Annotated in this window: 26 protein-coding genes and 2 riboswitches; of the genes, 24 read left to right on the top strand and 2 right to left on the bottom strand. The window is 36.7% G+C overall.

Annotation, left to right across the window (positions count from 1 at the left end; all coding sequences use genetic code 11):
* The first annotated feature begins 58 nt into the window (after positions 1–58).
* The 20 genes from deoB to ribH all read left to right on the top strand — a co-directional run bounded on the left by deoB (position 59) and on the right by ribH (position 18,134).
* A complete protein-coding gene (gene deoB / locus ACK4M9_RS20235; RefSeq protein ID WP_409854518.1) occupies positions 59–1,264 on the top strand; it encodes a phosphopentomutase in 1,206 nt (401 codons plus the stop codon).
* Complete coding sequence (locus tag ACK4M9_RS20240; protein WP_409854519.1) at positions 1,257–2,060, top strand: purine-nucleoside phosphorylase; 804 nt, start codon at positions 1,257–1,259, stop codon at positions 2,058–2,060. Before deoB ends, ACK4M9_RS20240 begins: the two co-directional genes overlap by 8 nt.
* A 47-nt stretch (positions 2,061–2,107) precedes the next feature.
* Positions 2,108–3,409 carry a pyrimidine-nucleoside phosphorylase gene (locus ACK4M9_RS20245; protein ID WP_409854521.1) on the top strand — a complete coding sequence of 434 codons (1,302 nt, stop codon included), beginning with the start codon at positions 2,108–2,110 and terminating at the stop codon, positions 3,407–3,409.
* Positions 3,410–3,579: 170 nt separating this feature from the next.
* Positions 3,580–4,743, top strand: coding sequence for a D-alanyl-D-alanine carboxypeptidase family protein (locus ACK4M9_RS20250; protein WP_409854522.1), 1,164 nt, complete (start codon positions 3,580–3,582; stop codon positions 4,741–4,743).
* Between the two features lie 164 nt (positions 4,744–4,907).
* On the top strand, positions 4,908–5,258 hold the full coding sequence (gene spoIIAA, locus ACK4M9_RS20255; protein WP_409854524.1) for an anti-sigma F factor antagonist: 351 nt from the start codon (positions 4,908–4,910) through the stop codon (positions 5,256–5,258).
* 1 nt (position 5,259) lies between these two features.
* Positions 5,260–5,700, top strand: a complete 441-nt coding sequence (spoIIAB, locus tag ACK4M9_RS20260) for an anti-sigma F factor (RefSeq protein ID WP_409854526.1) — start codon at positions 5,260–5,262, stop codon at positions 5,698–5,700.
* A gap of 12 nt (positions 5,701–5,712) precedes the next feature.
* A complete protein-coding gene (sigF, locus tag ACK4M9_RS20265) occupies positions 5,713–6,471 on the top strand; it encodes an RNA polymerase sporulation sigma factor SigF (RefSeq protein WP_409854528.1) in 759 nt (252 codons plus the stop codon).
* A 159-nt stretch (positions 6,472–6,630) separates the two neighbouring features.
* A complete protein-coding gene (locus tag ACK4M9_RS20270; protein ID WP_409854529.1) occupies positions 6,631–7,254 on the top strand; it encodes a stage V sporulation protein AA in 624 nt (207 codons plus the stop codon).
* Positions 7,244–7,666, top strand: coding sequence for a stage V sporulation protein AB (locus ACK4M9_RS20275; protein ID WP_409854557.1), 423 nt, complete (start codon positions 7,244–7,246; stop codon positions 7,664–7,666). Before ACK4M9_RS20270 ends, ACK4M9_RS20275 begins: the two co-directional genes overlap by 11 nt.
* Before the next feature lie 12 nt (positions 7,667–7,678).
* The gene (gene spoVAC, locus ACK4M9_RS20280; protein ID WP_409854531.1) at positions 7,679–8,146 is read left to right on the top strand and encodes a stage V sporulation protein AC; all 468 of its coding nucleotides are present in this window, start codon (positions 7,679–7,681) and stop codon (positions 8,144–8,146) included.
* An 18-nt stretch (positions 8,147–8,164) separates the two neighbouring features.
* Positions 8,165–9,163: a stage V sporulation protein AD gene (spoVAD, locus tag ACK4M9_RS20285; protein WP_409854533.1), complete on the top strand. Its 999-nt coding sequence runs from the start codon at positions 8,165–8,167 to the stop codon at positions 9,161–9,163.
* Between the two features lie 54 nt (positions 9,164–9,217).
* A complete protein-coding gene (spoVAE, locus tag ACK4M9_RS20290; protein ID WP_409854535.1) occupies positions 9,218–9,568 on the top strand; it encodes a stage V sporulation protein AE in 351 nt (116 codons plus the stop codon).
* A gap of 4 nt (positions 9,569–9,572) precedes the next feature.
* Complete coding sequence (gene spoVAEA, locus ACK4M9_RS20295) at positions 9,573–10,145, top strand: stage V sporulation protein SpoVABEA (RefSeq protein ID WP_409854537.1); 573 nt, start codon at positions 9,573–9,575, stop codon at positions 10,143–10,145.
* A 55-nt stretch (positions 10,146–10,200) separates the two neighbouring features.
* Positions 10,201–11,637: a spore germination protein gene (locus ACK4M9_RS20300; RefSeq protein ID WP_409854558.1), complete on the top strand. Its 1,437-nt coding sequence runs from the start codon at positions 10,201–10,203 to the stop codon at positions 11,635–11,637.
* A 99-nt stretch (positions 11,638–11,736) separates the two neighbouring features.
* A riboswitch (Lysine riboswitch) is annotated at positions 11,737–11,914 on the top strand.
* A 161-nt stretch (positions 11,915–12,075) separates the two neighbouring features.
* The gene (gene lysA / locus ACK4M9_RS20305; protein WP_409854538.1) at positions 12,076–13,398 is read left to right on the top strand and encodes a diaminopimelate decarboxylase; all 1,323 of its coding nucleotides are present in this window, start codon (positions 12,076–12,078) and stop codon (positions 13,396–13,398) included.
* A 257-nt stretch (positions 13,399–13,655) separates the two neighbouring features.
* Positions 13,656–14,090 carry a peptidylprolyl isomerase gene (locus ACK4M9_RS20310; RefSeq protein ID WP_409854539.1) on the top strand — a complete coding sequence of 145 codons (435 nt, stop codon included), beginning with the start codon at positions 13,656–13,658 and terminating at the stop codon, positions 14,088–14,090.
* A gap of 205 nt (positions 14,091–14,295) precedes the next feature.
* Positions 14,296–14,443: riboswitch (FMN riboswitch) on the top strand.
* Positions 14,444–14,615: 172 nt separating this feature from the next.
* Positions 14,616–15,704, top strand: a complete 1,089-nt coding sequence (gene ribD / locus ACK4M9_RS20315; RefSeq protein ID WP_409854541.1) for a bifunctional diaminohydroxyphosphoribosylaminopyrimidine deaminase/5-amino-6-(5-phosphoribosylamino)uracil reductase RibD — start codon at positions 14,616–14,618, stop codon at positions 15,702–15,704.
* A 1-nt stretch (position 15,705) separates the two neighbouring features.
* Complete coding sequence (ribE, locus tag ACK4M9_RS20320; protein WP_409854543.1) at positions 15,706–16,359, top strand: riboflavin synthase; 654 nt, start codon at positions 15,706–15,708, stop codon at positions 16,357–16,359.
* A gap of 42 nt (positions 16,360–16,401) precedes the next feature.
* On the top strand, positions 16,402–17,595 hold the full coding sequence (locus ACK4M9_RS20325) for a bifunctional 3,4-dihydroxy-2-butanone-4-phosphate synthase/GTP cyclohydrolase II (RefSeq protein ID WP_409854545.1): 1,194 nt from the start codon (positions 16,402–16,404) through the stop codon (positions 17,593–17,595).
* Between the two features lie 71 nt (positions 17,596–17,666).
* The gene (ribH, locus tag ACK4M9_RS20330) at positions 17,667–18,134 is read left to right on the top strand and encodes a 6,7-dimethyl-8-ribityllumazine synthase (RefSeq protein ID WP_409854547.1); all 468 of its coding nucleotides are present in this window, start codon (positions 17,667–17,669) and stop codon (positions 18,132–18,134) included.
* 154 nt (positions 18,135–18,288) lie between these two features.
* Here the strand turns inward: ribH and ACK4M9_RS20335 are convergent, their stop codons facing one another.
* Entirely contained in the window at positions 18,289–18,807 is a 519-nt protein-coding gene (locus ACK4M9_RS20335; protein WP_409854549.1) for a DUF309 domain-containing protein, read from the bottom strand.
* A gap of 409 nt (positions 18,808–19,216) precedes the next feature.
* On the opposite strand from ACK4M9_RS20335, the gene ACK4M9_RS20340 reads away from it, so the two are divergent.
* The 3 genes from ACK4M9_RS20340 to ACK4M9_RS20350 all read left to right on the top strand — a co-directional run bounded on the left by ACK4M9_RS20340 (position 19,217) and on the right by ACK4M9_RS20350 (position 21,193).
* A complete protein-coding gene (locus tag ACK4M9_RS20340; RefSeq protein ID WP_409854551.1) occupies positions 19,217–19,981 on the top strand; it encodes a segregation/condensation protein A in 765 nt (254 codons plus the stop codon).
* Positions 19,974–20,561, top strand: coding sequence for an SMC-Scp complex subunit ScpB (scpB, locus tag ACK4M9_RS20345; RefSeq protein WP_409854560.1), 588 nt, complete (start codon positions 19,974–19,976; stop codon positions 20,559–20,561). Before ACK4M9_RS20340 ends, scpB begins: the two co-directional genes overlap by 8 nt.
* A 140-nt stretch (positions 20,562–20,701) precedes the next feature.
* Positions 20,702–21,193: a DUF3907 family protein gene (locus ACK4M9_RS20350; protein ID WP_409854552.1), complete on the top strand. Its 492-nt coding sequence runs from the start codon at positions 20,702–20,704 to the stop codon at positions 21,191–21,193.
* Between the two features lie 54 nt (positions 21,194–21,247).
* Here ACK4M9_RS20350 and ACK4M9_RS20355 read toward each other — a convergent pair whose 3' ends face one another.
* Positions 21,248–22,054 carry a DUF2935 domain-containing protein gene (locus tag ACK4M9_RS20355; protein ID WP_409854554.1) on the bottom strand — a complete coding sequence of 269 codons (807 nt, stop codon included), beginning with the start codon at positions 22,052–22,054 and terminating at the stop codon, positions 21,248–21,250.
* A 169-nt stretch (positions 22,055–22,223) separates the two neighbouring features.
* Here ACK4M9_RS20355 and ACK4M9_RS20360 point away from each other — a divergent pair.
* Positions 22,224–22,927 (top strand): superoxide dismutase (locus ACK4M9_RS20360; protein WP_409854555.1); only part of this gene is annotated, 704 nt, incomplete at its 3' end.

Genomic DNA, 22,927 nt, shown 5'->3' on the forward strand with positions numbered 1-22,927 from the left:
AATAGTAAGCTGTAAATTAGTAGGGATGTAACATGAGTTTAAATAGGAGGTAATACTTTTGAGTAATTATACGTACAAAAGAATTTTTTTAGTTGTCATGGATTCGGTAGGGATTGGTGAGGCACCAGATGCAGAAAGGTTCGGTGATGTCGGATCTAATACATTAGGACATATTGCAGAAAGAATGAATGGTTTACATATGCCAAATATGGCAAAGTTAGGATTAAGCAATATTAGCGAAATACAAGGGATTAAAAAAGCGGAAACTCCACTTGCACACTTCGGGAAAATGGCAGAAGTATCTAATGGTAAAGATACAATGACTGGTCATTGGGAAATTATGGGCCTTCGTATAGACACGCCATTTAGGACATTCCCTAACGGATTTCCGAAAGAACTTATTGATGAATTAGAAACTAAAACAGGTAGAAAAATCATTGGAAACATTCCTGCGTCAGGAACGGAAATATTAGATTTGCTTGGTCAAGAGCACGTTGATACAGGCGCATTAATTGTCTATACTTCCGCAGACTCTGTATTGCAAATTGCAGCTCATGAAGATGTTGTCTCTATTGAAGAACTTTATAAAATTTGCAATATCGCTAGAGAGCTAACGTTAGATGAAAAATATATGGTAGGTAGAATTATTGCTCGTCCTTTTCTAGGTCATCAAGGTGCTTGGAAACGTACGTCTAATCGCCATGATTATGCGCTAAAGCCATTTGGCCGTACAGTGATGAATGAGCTTAAAGATACGGGGTATGATTCGATTGCTATAGGGAAAATCTCTGATATTTATGATGGTGAGGGAATTACAAAATCATTACGGACAGTTTCTAATATGGATGGCATGGATAAATTAGTTGAAACCATTGAAATGGACTTTACGGGACTAAGTTTCTTAAATTTAGTTGACTTTGATGCGTTATTCGGGCACCGTCGTGATCCAATTGGTTATGGTAAAGCATTAGAGGAATACGACGCAAGATTGCCTGAAGTATTAGAGAAACTAACGAGCGGTGATTTATTAATACTTACCGCAGATCATGGAAATGACCCTGTACATCCTGGAACTGACCACACAAGAGAATATGTTCCGTTAATTGTTTATGAGAAAGATGCGAAACAAGTTTTTGACCTTGGAATTAGAAATACGTTTGCAGATATTGGTGCTACAATTGCAGATAATTTCAATGTGAAGATGCCGCAATTTGGGAAAAGTTTTCTAGAAGAGATACGAAAAGGACGTGAAAAAAATGAATAATACAATTAAATTTTTAAGAAAAAAAGTTTCGGTGCTCCCAGAAATAGGCTTAATATTAGGTTCTGGTTTAGGAGTTTTAGCGGATGAAATTGAAAATCCAATCAAAATACCGTATAACGAAATTCCAGGTTTTCCCGTTTCAACTGTAGAAGGGCATGCAGGCCAACTTGTCATAGGTACACTTCAAGGCAAGCAAGTCATTACGATGCAAGGTAGATTTCATTTTTATGAAGGTTATTCATTAGAAAGAGTAACGTTTCCAGTCCGAGTAATGAAAGAACTGGGCGTAAAAACAGTTATTGTTACAAATGCAGCAGGGGGAATTAATGAAAACTTTACTCCTGGGGATTTAATGGTCATAACTGATCATATAAATAACTTCGGAGACAACCCACTAATTGGTCCGAATGATCCAGATGTAGGGGTCCGCTTCCCTGATATGTCCACTGCTTATAGCAAAAAGTATATATCATTAGCAAAACAAGTGGCTCATCAATTAGATATCGCAATTAAAGAAGGTGTTTATGTCGGAAATACAGGTCCCTCATATGAAACACCTGCGGAAATTAGAATGCTTCGTATGTTAGGTGGAGACGCTGTTGGTATGTCTACTGTACCTGAGGTTATTGTTGCAAGACATTGTAACCTCGATGTACTAGGTATTTCATGTATTTCAAATATGGCAGCCGGCATTCTAGATCAACCATTAACTCATGACGAAGTTATCGAAACAACCGAAAAGGTTAGAGAGAACTTTTTAAGTTTCGTAAAAGAGATTGTCAAAGAAATGAACTAATGAGAGCTTAAGCAATGTCATTCTACACTGAAAAAAGGGTGAGAGCTATGAGAATGGTTGATCTAATCGAAAAAAAACGTGACGGTAAAGAGCTTAGTAAAGAAGAAATAGAATTTATCATAAAAGGCTACACATGTGAAGAAATCCCCGATTACCAAATGAGTGCTTTTGCGATGGCAGTTTACTTTCAGAATATGACGGATCAAGAACGAGCAGCTCTTACGATGGCAATGGTGGAGTCTGGTGATCAAATAGACCTATCAGCTATTGAAGGCATTAAAGTAGATAAACATAGCACAGGTGGTGTAGGCGATACTACTACTTTGGTTCTCGCACCGTTAGTAGCCAGTGTCGGTGTTCCTGTAGCAAAAATGAGTGGTCGAGGTTTAGGGCATACAGGTGGTACGATTGATAAACTAGAAGCTATAAAAGGTTTTTCTGTAGAAATAACAAGTCAGCAATTCACAGACCTTGTAAATAAAAATAAAGTTGCTGTAGTTGGGCAAAGCGGTAATTTAACACCAGCCGATAAAAAACTTTATGCGCTTAGAGATGTTACGGCAACAGTTAATTCAATTCCTTTAATTGCGAGCTCAATTATGAGTAAAAAAATTGCTTCAGGTGCTGATGCGATCGTTCTGGACGTAAAAACAGGAGCAGGAGCATTTATGAAAGACTTAAGTCAAGCAGAAGAACTTGCAAAAGCGATGGTGGACATCGGAAACAACCTAGGTAGAAATACAATCGCGATCATTTCTGATATGAGTCAGCCTTTGGGCTTTGCCATTGGTAATGCTCTTGAAGTAAAAGAAGCTATTGATACGTTAAAAGGAGAAGGTCCCAAAGACCTATTGGAGCTTTGCCTAAGTTTAGGAAGTCAAATGGTCTTGCTTGCCGGAAAAACAAATACATTAGCAGAAGCTCGTCTTCTACTAGAAGATGCTATAACTACTAGAAAAGGCTTAGAAACTTTAAAAACGTTTTTATTAGCCCAAGGTGGAGATCCATCTGTCGTAGATGATGTAACAAAGCTTCCGACAGCCCAATTTCAAATTGATGTTCCAGCTAAAGAGTCGGGCTACCTATCAAACATTGTCGCAGATAAGATCGGTGTGGCGGCTATGCTATTAGGTGCAGGCCGTGCTACAAAAGAATCAGTCATTGATTTAGCAGTGGGTATTGAACTCCGCAAAAAAGTCGGTGATTACGTAGAGGCAGGCGAGGCATTGGTTTCACTTCATAGCAACGAAGCAAATGTTGACGAGGTTATAAGAAGAGTGTACGAATCGTACACTGTTACTCCCAAGAAAGTTAAGCCCCCTACACTAATCTATAAAGAGATTAGATAGTTATCCCAAAATGTAAAAAAAGATGTCACAGCCTTCTTTATTGAAAGCTGATAGACATCTTTTTTTGTTTGAATACTAGAAAACAATTCAAAACTATTTTTTCCATTAGTTGTATAAAAAAGATGTAAGTGGAAAAAATGCTAGAGAATAGGAATGGAGGGAAAATAACTATGAGGGATTTTTTTGTTCGTTTTTTAGCAATTACACTATTATTATCAAGTTTTCAAGTAACTGCCTTTGCTGAAGAAGGAAAGGTACAATTAGCAAAAGAGTCATCATCTGCAATATTAATGGAAAGAGACACAGGTGCAATATTATTTGAAAAAAATAGTAATGAAAAGTTACCACCTGCTAGCATGACGAAAATAATGACAATGCTTCTCATTATGGAGGCGCTTGATCAAGGGAAAATTACTCTCGATGAAAAAGTTCGTACGAGTGAAAGAGCGGCTTCAATGGGAGGATCGCAAATTTTCTTAGAAGTCGGCGAGGAAATGACTGTAGAAGAAATGTTAAAAGGAATCGCAATTGCTTCAGGAAACGATGCTTCGGTTGCAATGGCAGAACATTTGGCAGGTTCTGAGGAAAATTTCGTGATAATGATGAATGATAAAGCAAAGTCGTTAGGGCTATCTAATACAAACTTTATGAATTCGAATGGATTACCGGCCGAAAATCATTATACGACTGCCTATGATTTAGCTGTAATTTCAAAGGAATTATTGAAGTACGAGGATATATTAACCTATACAAGCGTGTATGAAGATTATTTACGGCAAAATACTGATAAGAAGTTCTGGTTAGTTAATACGAATAAATTAGTGAAGTTTTACCCTGGTGTTGATGGCTTGAAAACGGGCTATACAAGGGAGGCAAAATATTGCCTAACAGTAACAGCAAAGAAAAATGGTATGCGTGTGATTACTATTGTTATGGGTGCTCAAACACCTAAAGATCGAAATCGCCAAGTGACAGAAATGTTGGATTATGCTTTTAGTCAATATATCACCCACAAATTATACGATCGTGGGCATGTCATAACTACCTCAAAATTAAGTAAGGGCCAAAAGTCAACGGTAGAAGTCGTAACTTCAGAAAGCGTTTCGGTGTTAACTAAAAAAGGTGAGAGTATTGAAAACGTAGAAGAAATAGTTAACCTAAACAAAGGTTTAAAAGCACCAATAGTAAAAGGTGATCAACTCGGAACACTTCGTCTTGAGAAAGAGGGCACTGTACTATTAGAGGTACCATTGGTTGCAAATGAAGACATTGGAGTTGCTACATGGTGGCAATTATTTAAACGAACAACTGCAAAATTTGGCGGCCGTTCATAAATTTGACGAAAAGAAGTGTTTTTATATATTTATTGCCGAATACTAACTAGTTTTGTCATGAAGAAGGATTGAGGCTCATCTTTATCGAAAACCTTTTCTATACAACATTAATTCTATTATTAGGATGTTGTTGATTGAAAAGTTTATCTAAGGAGTGAGTGATAGTGAGCTTGACCATTAATATGGAGAAAAAAGACACGATACTTTGTGTAAGAATTGATGGTGAATTAGATCATCATACGAGTGAATTGCTTCGAAACGAAGTAGATGAACAATTACAAAAAGGTAAATATAAGCATTTAGTTTTAAATTTGGAAAACTTAACCTTTATGGATAGTTCGGGATTAGGGGTTATATTAGGCCGTTATAAACAAATTTCGAATAATGGTGGCGAAATGGTGATCTGCTCGATTACACCTCCAATCAAGCGGTTAATGGATATGTCAGGTTTATTCAAAATTATTAGATTAGCTGACAACGAGCAGTTTGCATTGGAAACATTGGGGGTGGCCTAAGATGAGAAATTTTATGGAACTTCAATTTTCAGCCCAAAGTAAAAATGAATCGTTTGCCCGTGTAACTGTTGGCGCATTTGTAGCTCAACTTGATCCAACGATGGATGAATTAACAGAAATTAAAACTGTTGTTTCCGAAGCTGTCACAAATTCTATTATCCATGGCTACGACAATAATCCTGATGGTATTGTTTATATTTCAGTAACGTTAGAAAACGATATTGTTCAAATTACAATTAAAGACGAAGGTATTGGTATCGATGACATCGATGAAGCTAGGCAACCATTGTACACAACCAAACCAGAGTTGGAAAGATCTGGCATGGGCTTTACGATTATGGAAAACTTTATGGATGATGTAAAAGTTGTTTCAAACCCTTTTGCAGGGACAACCATTCATTTAACAAAGTTACTAACAAATAGTAAAGCTTTATGCAATTAAGGGGTTCTGCTTATGGATGTGGAGGTTAAAAAAGAAAAGAAGGAAGCATACTTAACGGATAAAGAAGTAAAAGAATTGATTGCTAGGAGTCAAGAAGGCAACCAAGATGCACGTGATATGATTGTAAACCGAAATACAAGATTAGTTTGGTCAGTTGTACAACGTTTCTTGAATAGAGGATACGATCCAGAAGATTTATTTCAAATTGGCTGCATCGGTTTAATTAAATCTGTAGATAAATTTGACTTATCTTATGATGTAAAATTTTCCACTTATGCAGTACCAATGATCATTGGGGAAATTCAGCGTTTTTTAAGAGATGATGGAACTGTTAAAGTTAGTCGCTCATTAAAAGAAACAGCTAATAAAATTAGGAAAATGAAAGATGAGCTTTCCAAAACTTTAGGACGTATTCCAACAGTTGCCGAAATCGCTGAGAAGCTTGAAATAACTCCTGAAGAAGTTGTTTTTGCACAAGAAGCAAGTAGAAGTCTTTCTTCCATTCACGAGACAGTTTATGAAAACGATGGAGATCCTATCACATTGCTAGATCAAATTGCTGACCAATCAGAGCACAAGTGGTTTGATAAAATTGCTTTAAAAGAGGCGATCCGTCATCTCAATGAACGTGAACGCTTAATTGTCTACCTTCGCTATTTTAAAGATCAAACACAATCAGAGGTCGCAAACCGCCTAGGAATATCCCAAGTACAAGTTTCAAGATTAGAGAAAAAAATATTACAGCAAATAAAAGACCAAATGGAGGACTAGCCATTTGGTCTTTTATTTGCTGTCTACTTGTTCAGTTTTATCAGCCCCTAAATTTTCTCACTTCCCCCAAAAATGCATGAGAAACGAGTATTCCATCCATACTATATAAATAAAAGTATTTAATCCAACTTCTTACTTATTAAGGAGGGGAACGTATTATTGAAAAAGGATATCGTTTATGTAAGGATGCGACATCGTGTTCAAGCTCTTCCTTCACAAAATCTAAAAATTGGCGATATTGCACAAATTGTTGCCAATGATGAAACCCGCTCCTTGGTAGGAAATATTGTTATTCATCAAGTGAAGCCTGAAGATAGAAAGTTAATTGTCATTGACGTAATGAAAGTGATAAGGGCGGTCAATAAGACTCTTCCTGAAATTGAAATCCAGACAATGGGAGCGGCTCAAACAATAGTAGAAGTTTTCTACTCACAAACTAGGTTTAAACCATTATTTTTTATGGTTGTTTGGGTATTACTATTCATTGGAGCAGGCCTTGCCGTAATGAATTTTCATGAAGATGTAAGTATGCAGGAAGTGCATCAAAAGCTATATCGAATTATTACAGGTGAAGAAAATGCTAAGCCGCTAATGCTACAAATTCCGTATTCAATTGGTCTTGGTGTTGGAATGGTCTTATTTTTTAATCATTTATTTAAAAAACGAATAAATGAAGAACCGAGCCCAATGGAAGTGGAAATGTTTAATTATCAACAAGCTTTAGATCATTACATTTCAATTCATGAAAATAGTGAAAGTGAAAAAAAACTCAATGGTCATTAACTATTTCTTTGTTGTAATCATCGGTTTAGCTGGGGGAGTGGCTGTAGGTAGTGGGCTTGTTGCTTTTTTAACAGTATTAGGAATTGTGCCGAGATTAACGCAACTTTCGAAAACGAAAAACTATATCAAACTTTATGAATGGGGAGTAGTTGTTGGAGCGATAACTGGTTCATGGTTTAGCTTAAGAGAACCATTGTTTAATCTATCTGCATATTTTTTGTTAATTATTGGTCTTTTCGCAGGTGTTTTTGTCGGTATGTTAGCGGCAGCATTAACCGAAGTACTGAATGTGTTTCCAATCCTGGCCAAGCGGGTAGGTGTAGTTGAAAAAATCATTTATTTATTTATGGCAATTGTTCTTGGTAAAATATTTGGTTCGTTATTTCATTGGATATATTTCGTTGACAGATAAGAGGAGATATCTATGGATCAAAAACAATTAGATAAAAATAAAAAAAAATATAAAAAAAAAATTGAGCCATTTCAACGAAAACCACATTATATTAAAAATTGCTTTAAAGCTTTTTTAGTGGGTGGGTTGATTTGTGCGCTAGGACAGGGTATTGCAAATTTTTATATTTATTACTTAGATTTAACTGAAAAAACCGTTGCTAGTGCAATGATTGGAACACTAATCTTTATTGCTGCAATTTTAACAGCTTTTGGCTGTTATGATCGTATCGGTCAATTTGCAGGAGCGGGTTCTATCGCTACTGTAACAGGGTTTTCGAATGCAATCACTAGTAGTGCTCTAGAACATAAAAGTGAGGGTGTTGTCTTAGGGATAGCAGGAAATATGTTTAAAATTGCAGGGGCAGTAATTGTTTTTGGAGTCGTTTCAGCTTATATCGTCAGCATGATTCGTCTACTCGTACAAACGCTAATTTCTTGATTGGAGTTGAGGTACGTAATGGGTAAGCAAACACTAACGTTTAAAAGTGACATTTTTATTGAAAGTACTGCAACGGTAGTTGGTCCAAAAGAGGGGGATGGACCACTTCAAGGTTCATATGACAAAGCCTATGATGAATTGTATTGTGGTGAAGCAACCTGGGAATTAGCTGAAAGGAAACTAATGTCAGAAGCAATCGACCTCTGTCTTCAAAAAGCAAATAAAAAAAATGAAGAAATCGACTTCTTCCTAGGCGGAGACTTATTAAATCAAAATATAACTGCAAGTTATGTAGCGAGAGAAAAAGAGATTCCCTTTTTTGGTTTATTTAATGCTTGTTCAACTTCGATGGAAGCTGTTTTACTTGCTTCAGTATTAATAGACGGCAACTTTGCTAACCATGTTGTTGCTGCAGTTAGTAGTCATTTTGCCACTGCTGAACGACAGTTTCGATATCCTACAGAGTTTGGTGGACAGAAGCCAGAAACAGCTATGTATACAGTAACAGGGTCTGGAGCTGCATATATAAGTAAAAAAAAATCCAATATAAGGATAGAAACGGCAACAGTAGGAAAAGTAATTGATTTTGGCATAACAAGCCCATTTAATATGGGGGCAGCAATGGCACCAGCAGCTGCTGATACGATTAAAACTCATTTAACTGATTTAAACCGAATTCCTGAAGATTATGATGCAATTGTAACTGGAGATTTATCGAGGGTAGGTTCACCAATACTGAAAACTTTGTTGTTAGATCAAGGTTTTGATATAGCAAAAGTTCATCAAGATTGTGGAATTTTAATCTATAGTCAGGACCAAAAGGTATTTTCTGGTGGAAGTGGCTGTGCATGTTCTGCTGTTGTCACGTTTAGTCATTTATTTAATGAGATAAAGCGAGGGAACCTAAAACGTGTGTTAATTGTTGCAACAGGTGCCTTATTAAATCCATTAATGGTACAACAAAAAGAATCAATCCCTTGCATTGCCCATGGTGTTTCATTCGAATACGCAAACTAGTTTAAATAATACTGAAATCTTAGTTGAAAGTAGAAAAAATAGGGGGGGAGCGTGGTGGAATATGTTGTTGCTTTTACTGTTGGTGGACTAATTTGTGTAATAGGTCAGTTAATGTTGGACTTTTTTAAGTTTTCCCCCGCTCACGTCATGAGTTCATTAGTTGTCATTGGCGCACTTTTAGACGGTTTCCACCTTTATGATCGGCTTATTGATTTTGCTGGTGCAGGAGCCATTGTTCCAATTACTAGCTTTGGTCACTCTCTTGTCCATGGAGCTATGGCGGAAGCAGAAAAGTCTGGGTTCTTAGGGATCGGTATGGGAATTTTTGAAGTGACATCAGCTGGTATTTCATCAGCAATATTATTTGGCTTTTTAGTAGCTATATTTTTTAAACCGAAAGGATGAAACCATGGGAAATAACAAAAAAAGGGTCATTTTAATAACTGATGGTGATGACTCCGCCAGAAGGGCTGTTGAGATTGTTGCAAAACAAATTGGCGGACGGTGTATCACAAGTTCCTGGGGGAATCCGAGCAAATTATCTGGTGAGGATTTAGTAAATCTAATCAAAAAAACTCCTCATGATCCAGTCTTAGTCATGTTTGATGATTGTGGCTATACAGAAGAGGGGCCAGGCGAGGAAGCAATGCGTTATGTAGCAACGCATAACGATTTGGAAATTATTGGCGCAATTGCAGTGGCTTCAAAAACTCATGATAGTGAGTGGACAAGAGTCGATGTAAGTATTGACCGGAATGGTAATTTGACGGAATATGGTGTGGATAAATTCGGCCTTCCAGATATAGAATTGGGAAGAATTAATGGAGATACAGTATACAATTTAAACGATTTAGCGATACCTTTTATTATTGGGATTGGTGATATCGGTAAAATGGCAGGGAAAGATGATGTTGGGAGGGGGGCTCCGATTACAAGAAAAGCTGTAGAACTTATTCTAGAAAGGAGCAACAACTGTGACTAACGAGATTGTTGAAAAAAACAGTATTGAAAATATAAAACAAAGTGTTTCAAGAAGAATGGTTGAAAATGAGAATTATTTAAAAGAAACGTTAGGGATCGGTACAACCTTCGATATCGGTGTTAGAAAACTTTCGATTTTAGATAAGGAACTACAAATTTATTTTCTAAATGGCCTTTGTGATAGTGCGTTTATTATCGAAGTGCTAAAAGAATTAATGTTTTTGGATGCGACGGAAAAGAAACAAGTTAGAATAAAGGAACAAATTGAAAACCGCTTAACGCATGTACAAGTTGAACGTGTCAAGCTATTGAATGAAGCGGTTGATCAATTACTTGCAGGTCTTATCGTTATTTTAATTGAAGATGAGACAGAAGCAATACTAGTTGATGTAAGAAGTTATCCTGGAAGAGGACCTGACGAACCTGATACAGAGAGAGTTGTTAGAGGTGCTAGAGATGGCTTTACGGAAAACTTAATCGTAAACACAGCCCTAACAAGAAGAAGAATTAGAGATGAACGCTTAAGGCACGAAATTGTTCAAGTAGGTGTTCGATCAAAAACGGATATATGTATTGCCTACATAAAAGATATTGCCGATCCTGAGTACATTGAGACTGTGAAAAAAGAGCTTGAAGGAATAAATATTGACGGAATTTCAATGGCTGATAAAGTAGTAGAAGAATATATTGTTAAACAAGGCTTAAATCCGTTTCCGCTTGTCCGTTACACAGAACGCCCTGACGTAACAGCAACCCACTTACTAGAGGGACATGTCGTTGTATACGTAGATACATCTCCAAGTGTTATTATTTTACCAACGACTTTTTTTCATCATGTCCAACATGCAGAAGAATTTAGGCAAGCGCCTTTAGTAGGGACATTTTTAAGATGGGTCCGTTTTTCGGGGATGATCTTCGCCTTATTCATTTTACCATTATGGCTTTTAATGGTCATGCAACCTAATTTGTTGCCAGAGGTACTTGAATTTATAGGTCCAAACGAAACGACCAATGTCCCGGTATTTGCTCAAATCGTTATTGCCGAAGTAGGTATTGAATTGCTTAGGATGGCAGCTATTCATACGCCTTCACCATTAGCTACAGCGCTTGGGTTAGTCGCGGCATTACTGATTGGAGAAATAGCGATAAATGTTGGTTTATTTATCCCTGAGGTTATTTTGTATGTCGCCTTAGGAGCTATCGGAACTTTTGCTACACCTAGTTATGAATTAGGAATTGCTTTAAAACTTTCACGTTTAGCCCTATTGTTTGCAGTATTTATTTTTAAGGTACCAGGTTTCATGATTGGTGTTACGCTATTAATTTTATTCATGGTTAGTATCAGACCGATGAATACACCCTATCTATGGCCGTTTTTACCTTTTTATCCAAAAGCATTTTTGGACATACTGTTTAGGTTATCAGTACCAATTAAAAAGAAGCGACCTAAAATAGTAAATCCACAAAACACTACAAAGCAATCCGCAAATTAACATATTGCGATAAAAAGATTTTTGTGATAAAGTTTTACGTAATCATTTTCCCTCACTCAAATGGTTTGGGAGTTAGACTAAATATAAAATCCTCATTTTAAATGAGGTAGAGGCGCAAAAAGAATGAGTAAACTGTGGAGCTAGGGAAGCGTTGAAGCAGCTTGAAAGGTCGATTTGCCGAAGTGAAGAAATAGATTTCCCTTTCATTCTTTGCTGGGTCGTTATTGAACAAATAACGGACTGTCACTGCAATTTGCAGTGGAGGACTATCTTTATATATGAGGTTACGAAAGCTTTTATGGCGGATAATGTAACTTGCATTACCGCCTTTTTGTTTAGAAATTATTATTTTGAATATTGAATTTTATATACAGTAAACAGGTATTGTCTATGTATACTTTTGAATTCAACATTCACATTACGGGAGGAGCAAAGTGAATGTACACACATGGGACGAGTAGAATTAATGATTTAGGACATTTAGAAATTGGAGGTGTTGACTCCGTTGATCTGAGTGAACGATATTCAACACCTCTATATGTTTATGATGTGGCGTTAATCAGGGAACGCGCTAGCGACTTTGTTCAAGCTTTTAAGAAGCGCGGCATCAAAGCTCAAGTGGCATATGCAAGTAAAGCATTTAGTTGTGTGGCGATGGCTCAATTAGCTAAAGAACTAGATTTAAGTTTAGATGTTGTATCTGGTGGCGAACTCCATACAGCGCTAGTTGCGGGTTTTCCAGCAGAGAAAATTCATTTTCATGGAAACAATAAAAGTGCTTTAGAAATCGATTTGGCAGTAGAGGCAGGGATTGGCTGTTTTGTTGTCGACAATTTTTTTGAAATAGCTCTACTAAAAGAAGCAGCTCAAAAACATCAGAAAAAAATTACGGTACTTTTACGAATTACACCAGGAGTAGAAGCGCATACTCATGAATATATTTCAACAGGTCAGGAAGATTCTAAATTTGGCTTCGATTTAATTAGTGGTCAAGCTGAAGAAGCGATCATCAAAGTTAGAGACGATGAAGCATTTGAAATGTTAGGCTTCCATTGTCACATCGGTTCACAAATTTTTGAAACTACTGGTTTTATTATGGCTGTTGAAAAAGTGTTCTCATATTTGGCAGAGTGGAAGTCGAAGCTAGACTATGTACCACAAGTATTAAACCTTGGTGGTGGTTTCGGAATACGTTATATCGAGGGTGATACACCCCTCCCAGTTTCCCATTACATTGATGCAACGATTGATGCAGTTGAAGTTCAATCGGCAAAGCTTGGTATCGATATACCTGAAATTTGGATTGAACCAGGGAGATCTCTTGTAGGTGATGCAGGAACAACACTATATACAGTAGGCTCTGAAAAAGAAATTCCTGAAGTTCGTCACTATCTTTCTGTAGATGGTGGTATGACCGATAATTTACGTCCAGCTCTTTATCAAGCGAAATACGAAGCAATGCTTGCTAATCGAAGCAATGATACCAAGCAAGAGACCTATTCTATTGCTGGAAAGTGCTGTGAGAGTGGTGATATGCTAATTTGGGATATCGCTTTACCATTTGCAAAAAATGGTGATATTTTAGCGGTATCTTGTACCGGAGCATATGGCTATTCTATGGCAAATAACTATAATCGCATTCCCCGACCAGCCGTGGTATTTGTAGAGAACGGTCAATCGACGTTAGTCGTAAAACGAGAAACATATAAAGATATTGTTCAGTTAGATTTACAATTGAATGGGGACAGTATTGAAGAATAAGTTTGAAGTGTATTAGCAATAGCTAATGCACTTTTTTGTATGAAAACTAATTTTTGAGTATTAACTATATGCTCTGGATTTCCTTAAACGAGCATCTAAAATTCGTTAGAGTTTTACAGCGAAGAGAAAGGAGAGCCAGCGACTATTTTACATCGTTTGTATTTTGTTTATAAAATGTAGTAAAATGGTTTGAACATGAATGTTACTTCTTTATTGAAAAGAGTAACAGAGTATTTAATTTTGAGGAGGATACATACGTGAAAAAAGGTAGTATTGCTTTTGAAAATGGTGAAAAAATTGTGATAGAGTTCTTCCCTGAGGAAGCTCCAGGAACAGTAGAGAACTTTGAAAAGTTAGCAAACGAAGGTTTTTACAATGGCTTAACTTTTCACCGTGTAATTCCAGGGTTTGTAGCTCAAGGTGGTTGCCCAGTTGGAAATGGAACAGGTGGACCTGGGTATACAATTAAGTGTGAAACTGACGGAAATCCACATAAACATGGACGTGGCTATCTATCAATGGCTCATGCTGGTCGTAATACTGGTGGTAGCCAATTCTTTATTTTATTTGAAGCACAGCCACACTTAGATGGTGTTCATACTGTTTTCGGTCGCGTTATCGAAGGAATGGATGTAGTAGACCGAATTCGTCCAAATGATGTAATGAGCGAAGTTAAAGTTTGGGAAGAGTAGTAAAATAGAGAGAACTTAAATGAGGAGAGACACCTCGTTTAAGTTCTTTTTTTGTTGGTTAATAACAGATCCCTGTCGCACAGCCTTACACACTAGATGCGCTAGTGACGAAATGTTGTTTTCGGTTGTCCTTTACTAAATAAGATATAGTACTAGACAACATTGGTTCCTTTTGTGATATAATAAACAAAACAACTAAATAAGCGTTATCCTTCGGGGTCGGGTGAAATTCCCAACCGGCGGTGATGAAGTTAATCTTCTAAGCCCGTGACCCGTTTTACAACAATTTGTAAAACGGTGGATTTGGTGAGAAACCAAAGCCGACAGTAAAGTCTGGATGGGAGAAGGATTTTCAAGTTAAGCAATAGGTGTAGTCTACGATTTTTGACGAGGATTTTGCATTTAATTGGCGAAATCTAAGTTTAAAAAAGTGACCAAGCCTGTTTATTTAATGATGAATTTTACCCCTAGGATAGTTATTATCGTTAGGGGTTTTTATTTTGGGTTAAAGGATTTGAACTAAAGATGAATGATCTTTCCTATATGAAACTTGCGATACAATTGGCTCAAGGAACAATGGGGCAAACATCGCCGAATCCAATTGTCGGATCTGTTGTTGTTAATAACGGCGAAATTGTTGGGATGGGTGCGCATTTAAAAGCAGGTACTGAGCATGCTGAAGTACACGCCATAAAAATGGCAGGTGATCGGGCGATCGGGGCAACGATTTATGTGACCCTTGAGCCATGTAGCCACCATGGCAAGACACCTCCATGTGCTGATTTAATTATTAAAAACAAGCTTAAACGTGTCGTGATTGCTTGTCTTGACCCTAACCCGTTAGTTGCTGGGAGGGGTGTTGCAAAGCTTCGAAACGCCAATATTGAAGTGGAAGTTGGTGTTCTAGAAGAAGAAGCCCGTGAACTTAACAAAGTTTTTTTTCATTATATTAAAACAAAAAAACCTTATGTTACGTTAAAAACAGCTACTAGTCTGGATGGGAAAATTGCTACCTCGACTGGTGAAAGTAAGTGGATAACTGGTGCAGTTGCTAGGGAAGATGTTCAGCAATTACGTCATGAGCATGATGCGATTTTAGTTGGTGTTGGAACTGTTTTAGCAGATAATCCCTCGTTAACAACACGAAGGAGCGTAGGTGGTAAAAATCCTATTCGAATTATTTTAGACCATCAGCTTCGCACTCCTTTACTTTCTAAAGTTGTAACCGATGGTCAAGCAGAAACTTGGATCATAACAGGTAATGCTCCGCCGCAATCAAGGCTAAGCGAATTAAGTCAATTTGGTATCAAAGTTATTAGTCTGAAAACCGACTTGATAGCTATAGAAGAGCTTTTATCAGTACTAGGTGAGCGAGGCATCACCTCATTATTTGTTGAAGGCGGAAGTAAAGTGAATGATAGCTTTCTCCAATCTCGGTTTATTAATCAGGTAATCAATTACATTGCCCCAAAACTTATTGGTGGTAAAGAAGCACCAACTTCGTTTTCCGGAACAGGCTTTGAAAATTTAGCTGATGCCCTGCAATTGTCTATAAAAGAAGTAAAGCAATTAGGGGATGATTTAAAAATTGTTTCAATCCCAAAGGGGGAATAATATGTTTACAGGAATTATCGAAGAAGTCGGTACAATTGAACAAATTAAGCAATCAGGTGAAGCAATCGTTATGACAATTGCTTCAAAAAAGCTTCTAACAGATGTTCATTTGGGTGATAGCATTGCTGTTAACGGCGTTTGTTTAACCATTACTTCCTTTGACAAAGAGCGTTTTACTGTCGATTTAATGCCGGAAACAGTCAGGAATACAAGTCTTAGGCAGCTTAGCCGTGGATCTCGAGTAAATCTTGAAAGGGCTATGGCAGCTGGCGGCCGTTTTGGTGGACATTTTGTTTCAGGACATGTGGACGGGATTGGAGAAGTATTGAGTAAACACCGTCGCGATAATGCAATTTATTATGAAATAAAGGTCTCAAAAGAACTTCGTAAATACATTATTTTAAAAGGATCTATAGCTATTGACGGAACAAGCTTGACTATTTTTGGTGTAACTGATGAAACATTTACGATATCAATTATTCCTCATACGGTTGAAGAGACAATCATCGGCATGAAAGGTCCTGGAGATGTAGTGAATATCGAATGCGATATGATTGGAAAATACATTGAGCAGTTTATTGGACAGAGGTTTGAACAAAGGAAAAACAAGTCAACACTATCAGCAAGCTTTTTAGAGGAGCATGGTTATAAATAAAGAGCAATTTTTGAGGGGAACAGAAAATGAGGAGGGGTTTCTATGTTTGATCCAATTGAAGAGGCAATATATGAGTTAATGCAAGGAAGAGTAGTCATTGTATGTGACGATGAAGATCGCGAAAATGAAGGTGATTTTGTTGCCTTAGCTGAAAAAGCAACACCGGAAGTGATCAATTTTATGATTAAACACGGTAGAGGGCTAGTTTGTACACCAATTACAGAAGCGCGCGCTAAGCAACTAGAATTAATGCCTATGGTTGATCATAATACTGACCCACACGGAACAGCATTTACGATAAGTGTTGATTATAAAACGACGACTACAGGTATTTCAGCACATGAGCGTTCAGCTACTATATTAGCTCTCATTGACGAACAGGCAAAAGGAACGGATTTCAAAAGGCCAGGTCATATCTTCCCGCTTGTCGCAAAAGATGGTGGTGTTTTAAGACGTGCTGGTCATACTGAGGCTGCAGTTGACTTGGCAAGACTTTCAGGAGCAAAGCCAGCCGGAGTCATCTGTGAAATAATCAATGAAGACGGAACGATGGCAAGGGTTCCTGATTTACGAAAAATTGCAGATATTCATGAGTTGAAAATGATCACAATAAAAGACCTGATCGAATATCGAAATCGGAAAGATAAACTTGTCCACCGAGAAGTTGAAATTATGTTACCTACTGAATATGGAATCTTTAAAGCAATTGGTTTTTCTAATGTAATCGATGGAAAAGAAAATATTGCGCTTGTAAAAGGAGATATTACGCCTGATGAGCCAGTGTTAGTGAGAGTTCATTCAGAATGTTTAACAGGAGATGTCTTTGGATCTTATCGTTGTGATTGTGGTCCACAACTCCATGCCGCTTTAGAACAAATTGAAAAAGCTGGCAAAGGAATCCTGCTCTATATGCGTCAAGAAGGTCGAGGAATAGGTCTTCTTAACAAGATGAAGGCTTATAAGCTACAGGAAGAAGGTTATGATACTGTAGAAGCCAATGAAAAACTTGGTTTCGCTCCTGATCTTCGCGATTACGGGATTGGCGCTCAAATTTTACGAGATCTAGGTGTTAGACAAATGAAACTTTTAACGAATAACCCTAGAAAAATAAAAGGGCTGAAAGGCTACGATCTTGAAGTGGTTGACAGAGTTCCAATACAACTTCCGCATAATAGTGATAACGAAAGATATTTACGTGCAAAACAGCAAAAGTTAGGTCATTTGCTACATTTTTAATATATTTTGGGTCGATCTTTGAAAGCAAGACTTCGAAAAAAATAATTGAATGAAAGTTGGAGGAGAGAGTTATGGGAAATCTTTTTGAAGGTAATTTAGTAGGTAGTGGTTTAAAGGTAGCGATTGTTGTAGGAAGGTTTAACGAATTTATTACAAGCAAGCTTTTAGGTGGAGCGGAAGATGCGCTTAGACGTCACGGTGTAAACGAGGCCGATATTGATATCGCTTGGGTTCCAGGAGCTTTTGAAATTCCATTCATTGCAAAGAAAATGGCGAGTTCGAAAAAATACGATGCAGTTATTACGTTGGGTACAGTTATCCGTGGTTCTACTCCTCATTTTGACTATGTTTGTAGTGAAGTTGCTAAAGGTGTAGCTTCAATAAGTCTACAAAACGAAGTGCCTGTTATTTTTGGTGTATTAACTACTGATACTATTGAACAAGCGATTGAAAGAGCAGGAACGAAAGCTGGTAATAAAGGATGGGAAGCGGCTGCAGCAGCAATTGAAATGGCTAACCTTTCTAAGTCGTTTGAATAAAAAAGCAAAGCGAAAGTTCAGCCTATAATTAGTTAAACAAAAGAGAATGATTAAATGATTAGTTGATTGATTTAATTAACCTACATTAACATTCTCTTTTTTATTTTAGTAAATTTATTATTTAGTTAATACAATTCTTCATTTGACAATCCAATCATAAATTCTTATCTCTTCTCTTTAATAATTGTTTATCACGTTCTGCAATGACAGCTGAGCGGTCCCTTAATTTATGTTTATCAATTATTTCCTTACTAATAATTAAATTTTCTTCTCCCCAACAGGCACCAAGCTCTTTCGCTGTTTTTATACAAGCTTGATTTACGTTATGATTAACGATAGGAAGGTTGATAGAAGAATAGGGTAGTCGTTGTTTTATTTCTATGCTTTTTTCTTTTAGTACCCTTGAAAATTCCTCCGGATCAAAGCCTAATGTATCTAATTGTAGCTTTTCCTGATCAAATATATCGATTGCATTCCTCAATTGTTTTTCTGCCCCAAGATAGTTTTTTCTGCGATGATGGTACATAGCTACTGCAAGCTGAATAAAACCTACCCAGATTTTATTGTTTTTCCCATCTTCCTTCCAATACTCCTCTAAGACTTCATGACATTCAAAATAATCACGCAAACTATGGAAGTATACTAAATAATAAATTAATGGCTGCGGATACATAACTTTCCACCTTTCATTTGAATAATCTAGATTTATCTTAACATAGTATAAAAAATAATCGTAAACGAAAGACATTCGTCCATAAAAACAAGGTTATCTTTTAAAAATTATGATATAATTTCATATTGATTACATTTTCATTCTGGGTTGAGGACAATAAATCATGAATGTTATGTGTGAAATTAGCATTTACTAAATATACCAATATCTCAATATATAAGGACATCAAAACAACCTGGTAAACGATGTCGCTGGATTTCTTTGAACGAGCCTCTAAAATTCGTTAGAGTTTTACGGCGAAGAGAAAGGGAAGACAGCGCCTTTTCATTGAAAATGTGGCGGCATAGTTTTCTCCGCCAAATCATAATATAATTTCTATTAAAGTGCATATAAGAAAATGGTGGAATTGATGACACAATATAATGTTAAATTAGATGCTTTTGAAGGACCACTAGATTTACTTTTACATTTAATCAATAAAGCTGAAGTAGATATTTATGATATACCTGTTGCGAAGATCACAGATCAATACATGAATTATATTCATAAGATGCAAAGGTTCGAACTAGATATAGCAAGTGAATATTTAGTGATGGCAGCAACATTGCTTGCTATTAAAAGTAAAATGTTGCTGCCAAAACATGACGACGATTTATTTGCTGAAAACGAGGATATATTTGATGAGGATGATCCTAGAGAAGATTTAATTAATCGTTTAATTGAGTATCGTCGTTATAAGGAAGCGGCAGACACTTTAAAAGAACGAGAAAAAGATCGAGGATTAATTTTCAGTAAAATGCCAAGTGATCTGGGGCCATACATAGACGAGATAAAAAAGGAACCACAACGAATTAATGCCAGCCTTTATGATATGTTAGATGCCTTCGATCAGCTTATGAAAAGAAAAACGTTAAAAATTCCTAAACAAACAAAGATACATCGAGAAGATTTTCCACTTGAGAAAAGGATGGAAGAAATCATCGATATATTAAATCAGTGTAATGGTAGAACGTCGTTCTTTCAATTATTCGAATATGAAGAGCGTGGCCAATTAATCGTAACCTTTTTAGCTGTTTTAGAATTAATGAAGGCGAAAAAAATTGTATGTGAGCAAGATGCGAACTTTAACGATATTTCCGTTTGCCGCTGGGAGGAGAGCACAATTGTTGGATAGAAATGAAATAAAGGCTATTATTGAAGGGCTTCTATTTATTTCTGGTGAGGAAGGAATTGAAGATAAACAAATTGCTGAAGTACTACAAATTGAGCTGATTTTTGTGAAAGATATACTTAATGAGCTTATTGAAGAGTACCAAAATGGTGTAAGGGGAATGCAAATCACTCAACTTGCGGGGCTTTATCAATTTACTACAAAACAAGAGCATGCTATTTATTTTAAGCGTCTAATTAATTCACCAAGTTCAGCAACACTTTCTCAAGCTGCACTAGAAACATTAGCCATCATTGCATATAAACAACCAATTACCAGGGCGGAAATAGAAGAAATTAGAGGAGTTAAATCAGAAAGACCATTACAAACATTAATTGCGAAACTTTTAATTAAGGAAGTTGGCAGGGCAGAAGGTACCGGAAGAGCAATTATTTATGGAACAACAAAAGCGTTTTTAGATCACTTCGGTTTAAAATCCTTACAAGAGCTTCCACCACTTCCAGAAAAGAAATTAGAGATAGAGGAAGCAGATCTATTTTTTGAACGTTTTCAAGAAGAACTCATTCAAAACGGTGATAATTAGTTATAAGAAAAGTTAGATAATTTCACAAAAAGGTTCACAGCTTGCACCTTTTTTATCGTATAATAGGGTAAACAATCATAAGTAATAAATAGATAGTGTATTAAGTTTTCTTCAAAATGAAAAAATCTAGGAGGATCATTATGGGTGATAGCCTTGTAAAAGGACAAATTACATTAACGCTTGAGCAGCTCAGTAAGATTAGCAATATTGTTAGTGAGTTTTTGAATGAAGCTACTGTTACTAATCTGAAAGCAGAAAAAGTGGAAGAAAGAGCAGGCTACTATGGAGACTTACTCGTTTCACTAAGAAGAATAAATGTATTTTGTGATGAGGGGAAAAACTCCTGTGAAGTTATTTTAAATGGAAATACATTTCGTAAGGCAGCTGCAGAAAAAACGTTGTTTTGGATTTACCATAATTGTGTAGAAGAATTCTTCAATCCAAGAATTGAAAATTGGTATGAAGACAGTCGTGCAGCTTATACAGGTAAAAATGCGATAAAATTTGCATATGACGTACCACAGTCATTAAGAAATTTGGTTGCTAGCATTGAAGGACCATTCCAAACAGTTCGAGAAGAACTTGAATATTACGAAACAGATTATCAAACGAAAGTTATTCAAACAAAATAAACGAAGAGAAGAGGATGATAGAGTGTTTCGTCATCCTCTTCTCTTCGTTTATTTCTATTCGGTACGCGGTTTTGTCGGATCGCATTCGGGCTTTTTGACTTCCTTTGCACTTTCCGCTAATTTCGTTAAATAGTAGCATTCTTCCCTAGCCATATGGTCAGCCATTAAAGGAGAAAGTGTACTCAACGAAGCGTTAGCAATTTCGAGCTCCTGTAACTCATTTAAGAAAACTTTAAAAATAGCAATTTCTAATTCAACTTGATTGTTAAATCGGGCAAGGGCGGGGAACGATTCCAGGTTTGTTCTTAAATAGCCAGCGAGTTCTACTGCTTTTATATAAAAATACTCAAACTTCTTTGTGAAATCTTCGCCTTTTTGTCGCAGCTGTTTTTCCACTAAGTCTAAAGAACCGGTAATTGCATCAGAATGACCTGCTGCATCAAGTAGCCATACAAGGTGATGGTGAAGTGGATGACATAAAGGTGGGTTTTCTCCTTTGATTAAGTAAGGGAGTATTCGTAAGTATTCCTCTACTTCATTTACCATATGGTTTAAAAAAGTTGGTGGTAAATTGATAGATATATCTCCAATTAAGTGCAGCTTAATAAGGTCTAGTTTAAAATCCTTTATTCTATTAGCATATTCATATGCTTGTTTATTTAGTGTATCTAAGTTAGATGTGGTGATTTTAGGAGTGGTTTGGGCTAACAGTTGGTCAAAAATGGAAATGAATGTCTTTGCTTTTTTAACTTCATCAATTTCGTCAGGAGAGAGTGCATCACGAATAAATCTCCCATGATCCCCCAATACTTGAAGCCAAAACTGATGTTCAAACAAAGAAATTTCGATATAACTCTTCATGTCTTCATCTCCTTTTAGTTAAATAGTAACCTAATTTTAATTGTATGTTCATTTTAAATCATTCATGTTAAGCATTCTTTTTTGCCTACTAATCCTAAGCACAAAAATCAGTACTAGGCATATAGTAAACCTAGGTGAATTCCGTTATTTTATTCATTGGGAGGCTAATATGGAACGAAATGAGCAAATGCACTACGTTGATCGTTTACTAAGTTGGTCAAGAGAATTACAAAAAAGTGTAGGTACAGATTTAGTCGATGGCAATCTGCAAGCAAAATTTTTAGATCTGGAAAGAGGCTTATCTAACATACAAAGAAGAACTTCGTTTATATCTAGTGAGGAGCTTAGCAATTTAGCGCAAAAAGCGAACCAAGTTTACATGGAACTAAATCATGGTCAACATGTTTTAGGTGATGAAAAATTTGTAAACAGAGAAGTATACAGTGGTGTAGAACAAAGGAAGGAAGCGGAAGTTACTAGAATACCTATAGGGGGACATCGGCTACCACCACTCCCATACGCGTATAATGCACTTTTACCCTATATTGATGAAGAAATTATGAGATTGCACCATGCACAACATCATAAAACCTATGTGGATGGCTTAAATAAAGCGGAAACCGAGATGGAGAAGGCCAGACAAAGTGGGGATTTCAATTTAATTAAGCATTGGGAACGCGAAGCGGCTTTTCATGGTGCTGGTCATTATTTACACACGATTTTTTGGAATGTTATGAGTCCAAAGGGGGGCGGTGAGCCTAAAGGAGCACTGGCCGAACAAATTAATCTTGATTTTGGCAGTTTTGCTAAATTTAAAGAGCATTTTTCAGAAGCCGCAAAAAAAGTAGAGGCAGTTGGTTGGGCGATTTTAGT

The organism is Anaerobacillus sp., from assembly GCF_046314235.1.
Classification (GTDB): domain Bacteria; phylum Bacillota; class Bacilli; order Bacillales; family Anaerobacillaceae; genus Anaerobacillus.

Bases quoted from the DNA above. Each gene is read 5' to 3' on its own strand.
- ACK4M9_RS20240 (WP_409854519.1), top strand. From the start codon at position 1,257: ATGAATAATACAATTAAATTTTTAAGAAAAAAAGTTTCGGTGCTCCCA.
- ACK4M9_RS20245 (WP_409854521.1), top strand. From the start codon at position 2,108: ATGAGAATGGTTGATCTAATCGAAAAAAAACGTGACGGTAAAGAGCTT.
- ACK4M9_RS20250 (WP_409854522.1), top strand. From the start codon at position 3,580: ATGAGGGATTTTTTTGTTCGTTTTTTAGCAATTACACTATTATTATCA.
- spoIIAB (WP_409854526.1), top strand. From the start codon at position 5,260: ATGAGAAATTTTATGGAACTTCAATTTTCAGCCCAAAGTAAAAATGAA.
- sigF (WP_409854528.1), top strand. From the start codon at position 5,713: ATGGATGTGGAGGTTAAAAAAGAAAAGAAGGAAGCATACTTAACGGAT.
- ACK4M9_RS20275 (WP_409854557.1), top strand. From the start codon at position 7,244: ATGGTCATTAACTATTTCTTTGTTGTAATCATCGGTTTAGCTGGGGGA.
- spoVAC (WP_409854531.1), top strand. From the start codon at position 7,679: ATGGATCAAAAACAATTAGATAAAAATAAAAAAAAATATAAAAAAAAA.
- spoVAD (WP_409854533.1), top strand. From the start codon at position 8,165: ATGGGTAAGCAAACACTAACGTTTAAAAGTGACATTTTTATTGAAAGT.
- spoVAEA (WP_409854537.1), top strand. From the start codon at position 9,573: ATGGGAAATAACAAAAAAAGGGTCATTTTAATAACTGATGGTGATGAC.
- ACK4M9_RS20300 (WP_409854558.1), top strand. From the start codon at position 10,201: ATGGTTGAAAATGAGAATTATTTAAAAGAAACGTTAGGGATCGGTACA.
- lysA (WP_409854538.1), top strand. From the start codon at position 12,076: ATGTACACACATGGGACGAGTAGAATTAATGATTTAGGACATTTAGAA.
- ribD (WP_409854541.1), top strand. From the start codon at position 14,616: ATGAATGATCTTTCCTATATGAAACTTGCGATACAATTGGCTCAAGGA.
- ribE (WP_409854543.1), top strand. From the start codon at position 15,706: ATGTTTACAGGAATTATCGAAGAAGTCGGTACAATTGAACAAATTAAG.
- ACK4M9_RS20325 (WP_409854545.1), top strand. From the start codon at position 16,402: ATGTTTGATCCAATTGAAGAGGCAATATATGAGTTAATGCAAGGAAGA.
- ribH (WP_409854547.1), top strand. From the start codon at position 17,667: ATGGGAAATCTTTTTGAAGGTAATTTAGTAGGTAGTGGTTTAAAGGTA.
- ACK4M9_RS20335 (WP_409854549.1), bottom strand. From the start codon at position 18,807: ATGTATCCGCAGCCATTAATTTATTATTTAGTATACTTCCATAGTTTG.
- ACK4M9_RS20340 (WP_409854551.1), top strand. From the start codon at position 19,217: ATGACACAATATAATGTTAAATTAGATGCTTTTGAAGGACCACTAGAT.
- ACK4M9_RS20350 (WP_409854552.1), top strand. From the start codon at position 20,702: ATGGGTGATAGCCTTGTAAAAGGACAAATTACATTAACGCTTGAGCAG.
- ACK4M9_RS20355 (WP_409854554.1), bottom strand. From the start codon at position 22,054: ATGAAGAGTTATATCGAAATTTCTTTGTTTGAACATCAGTTTTGGCTT.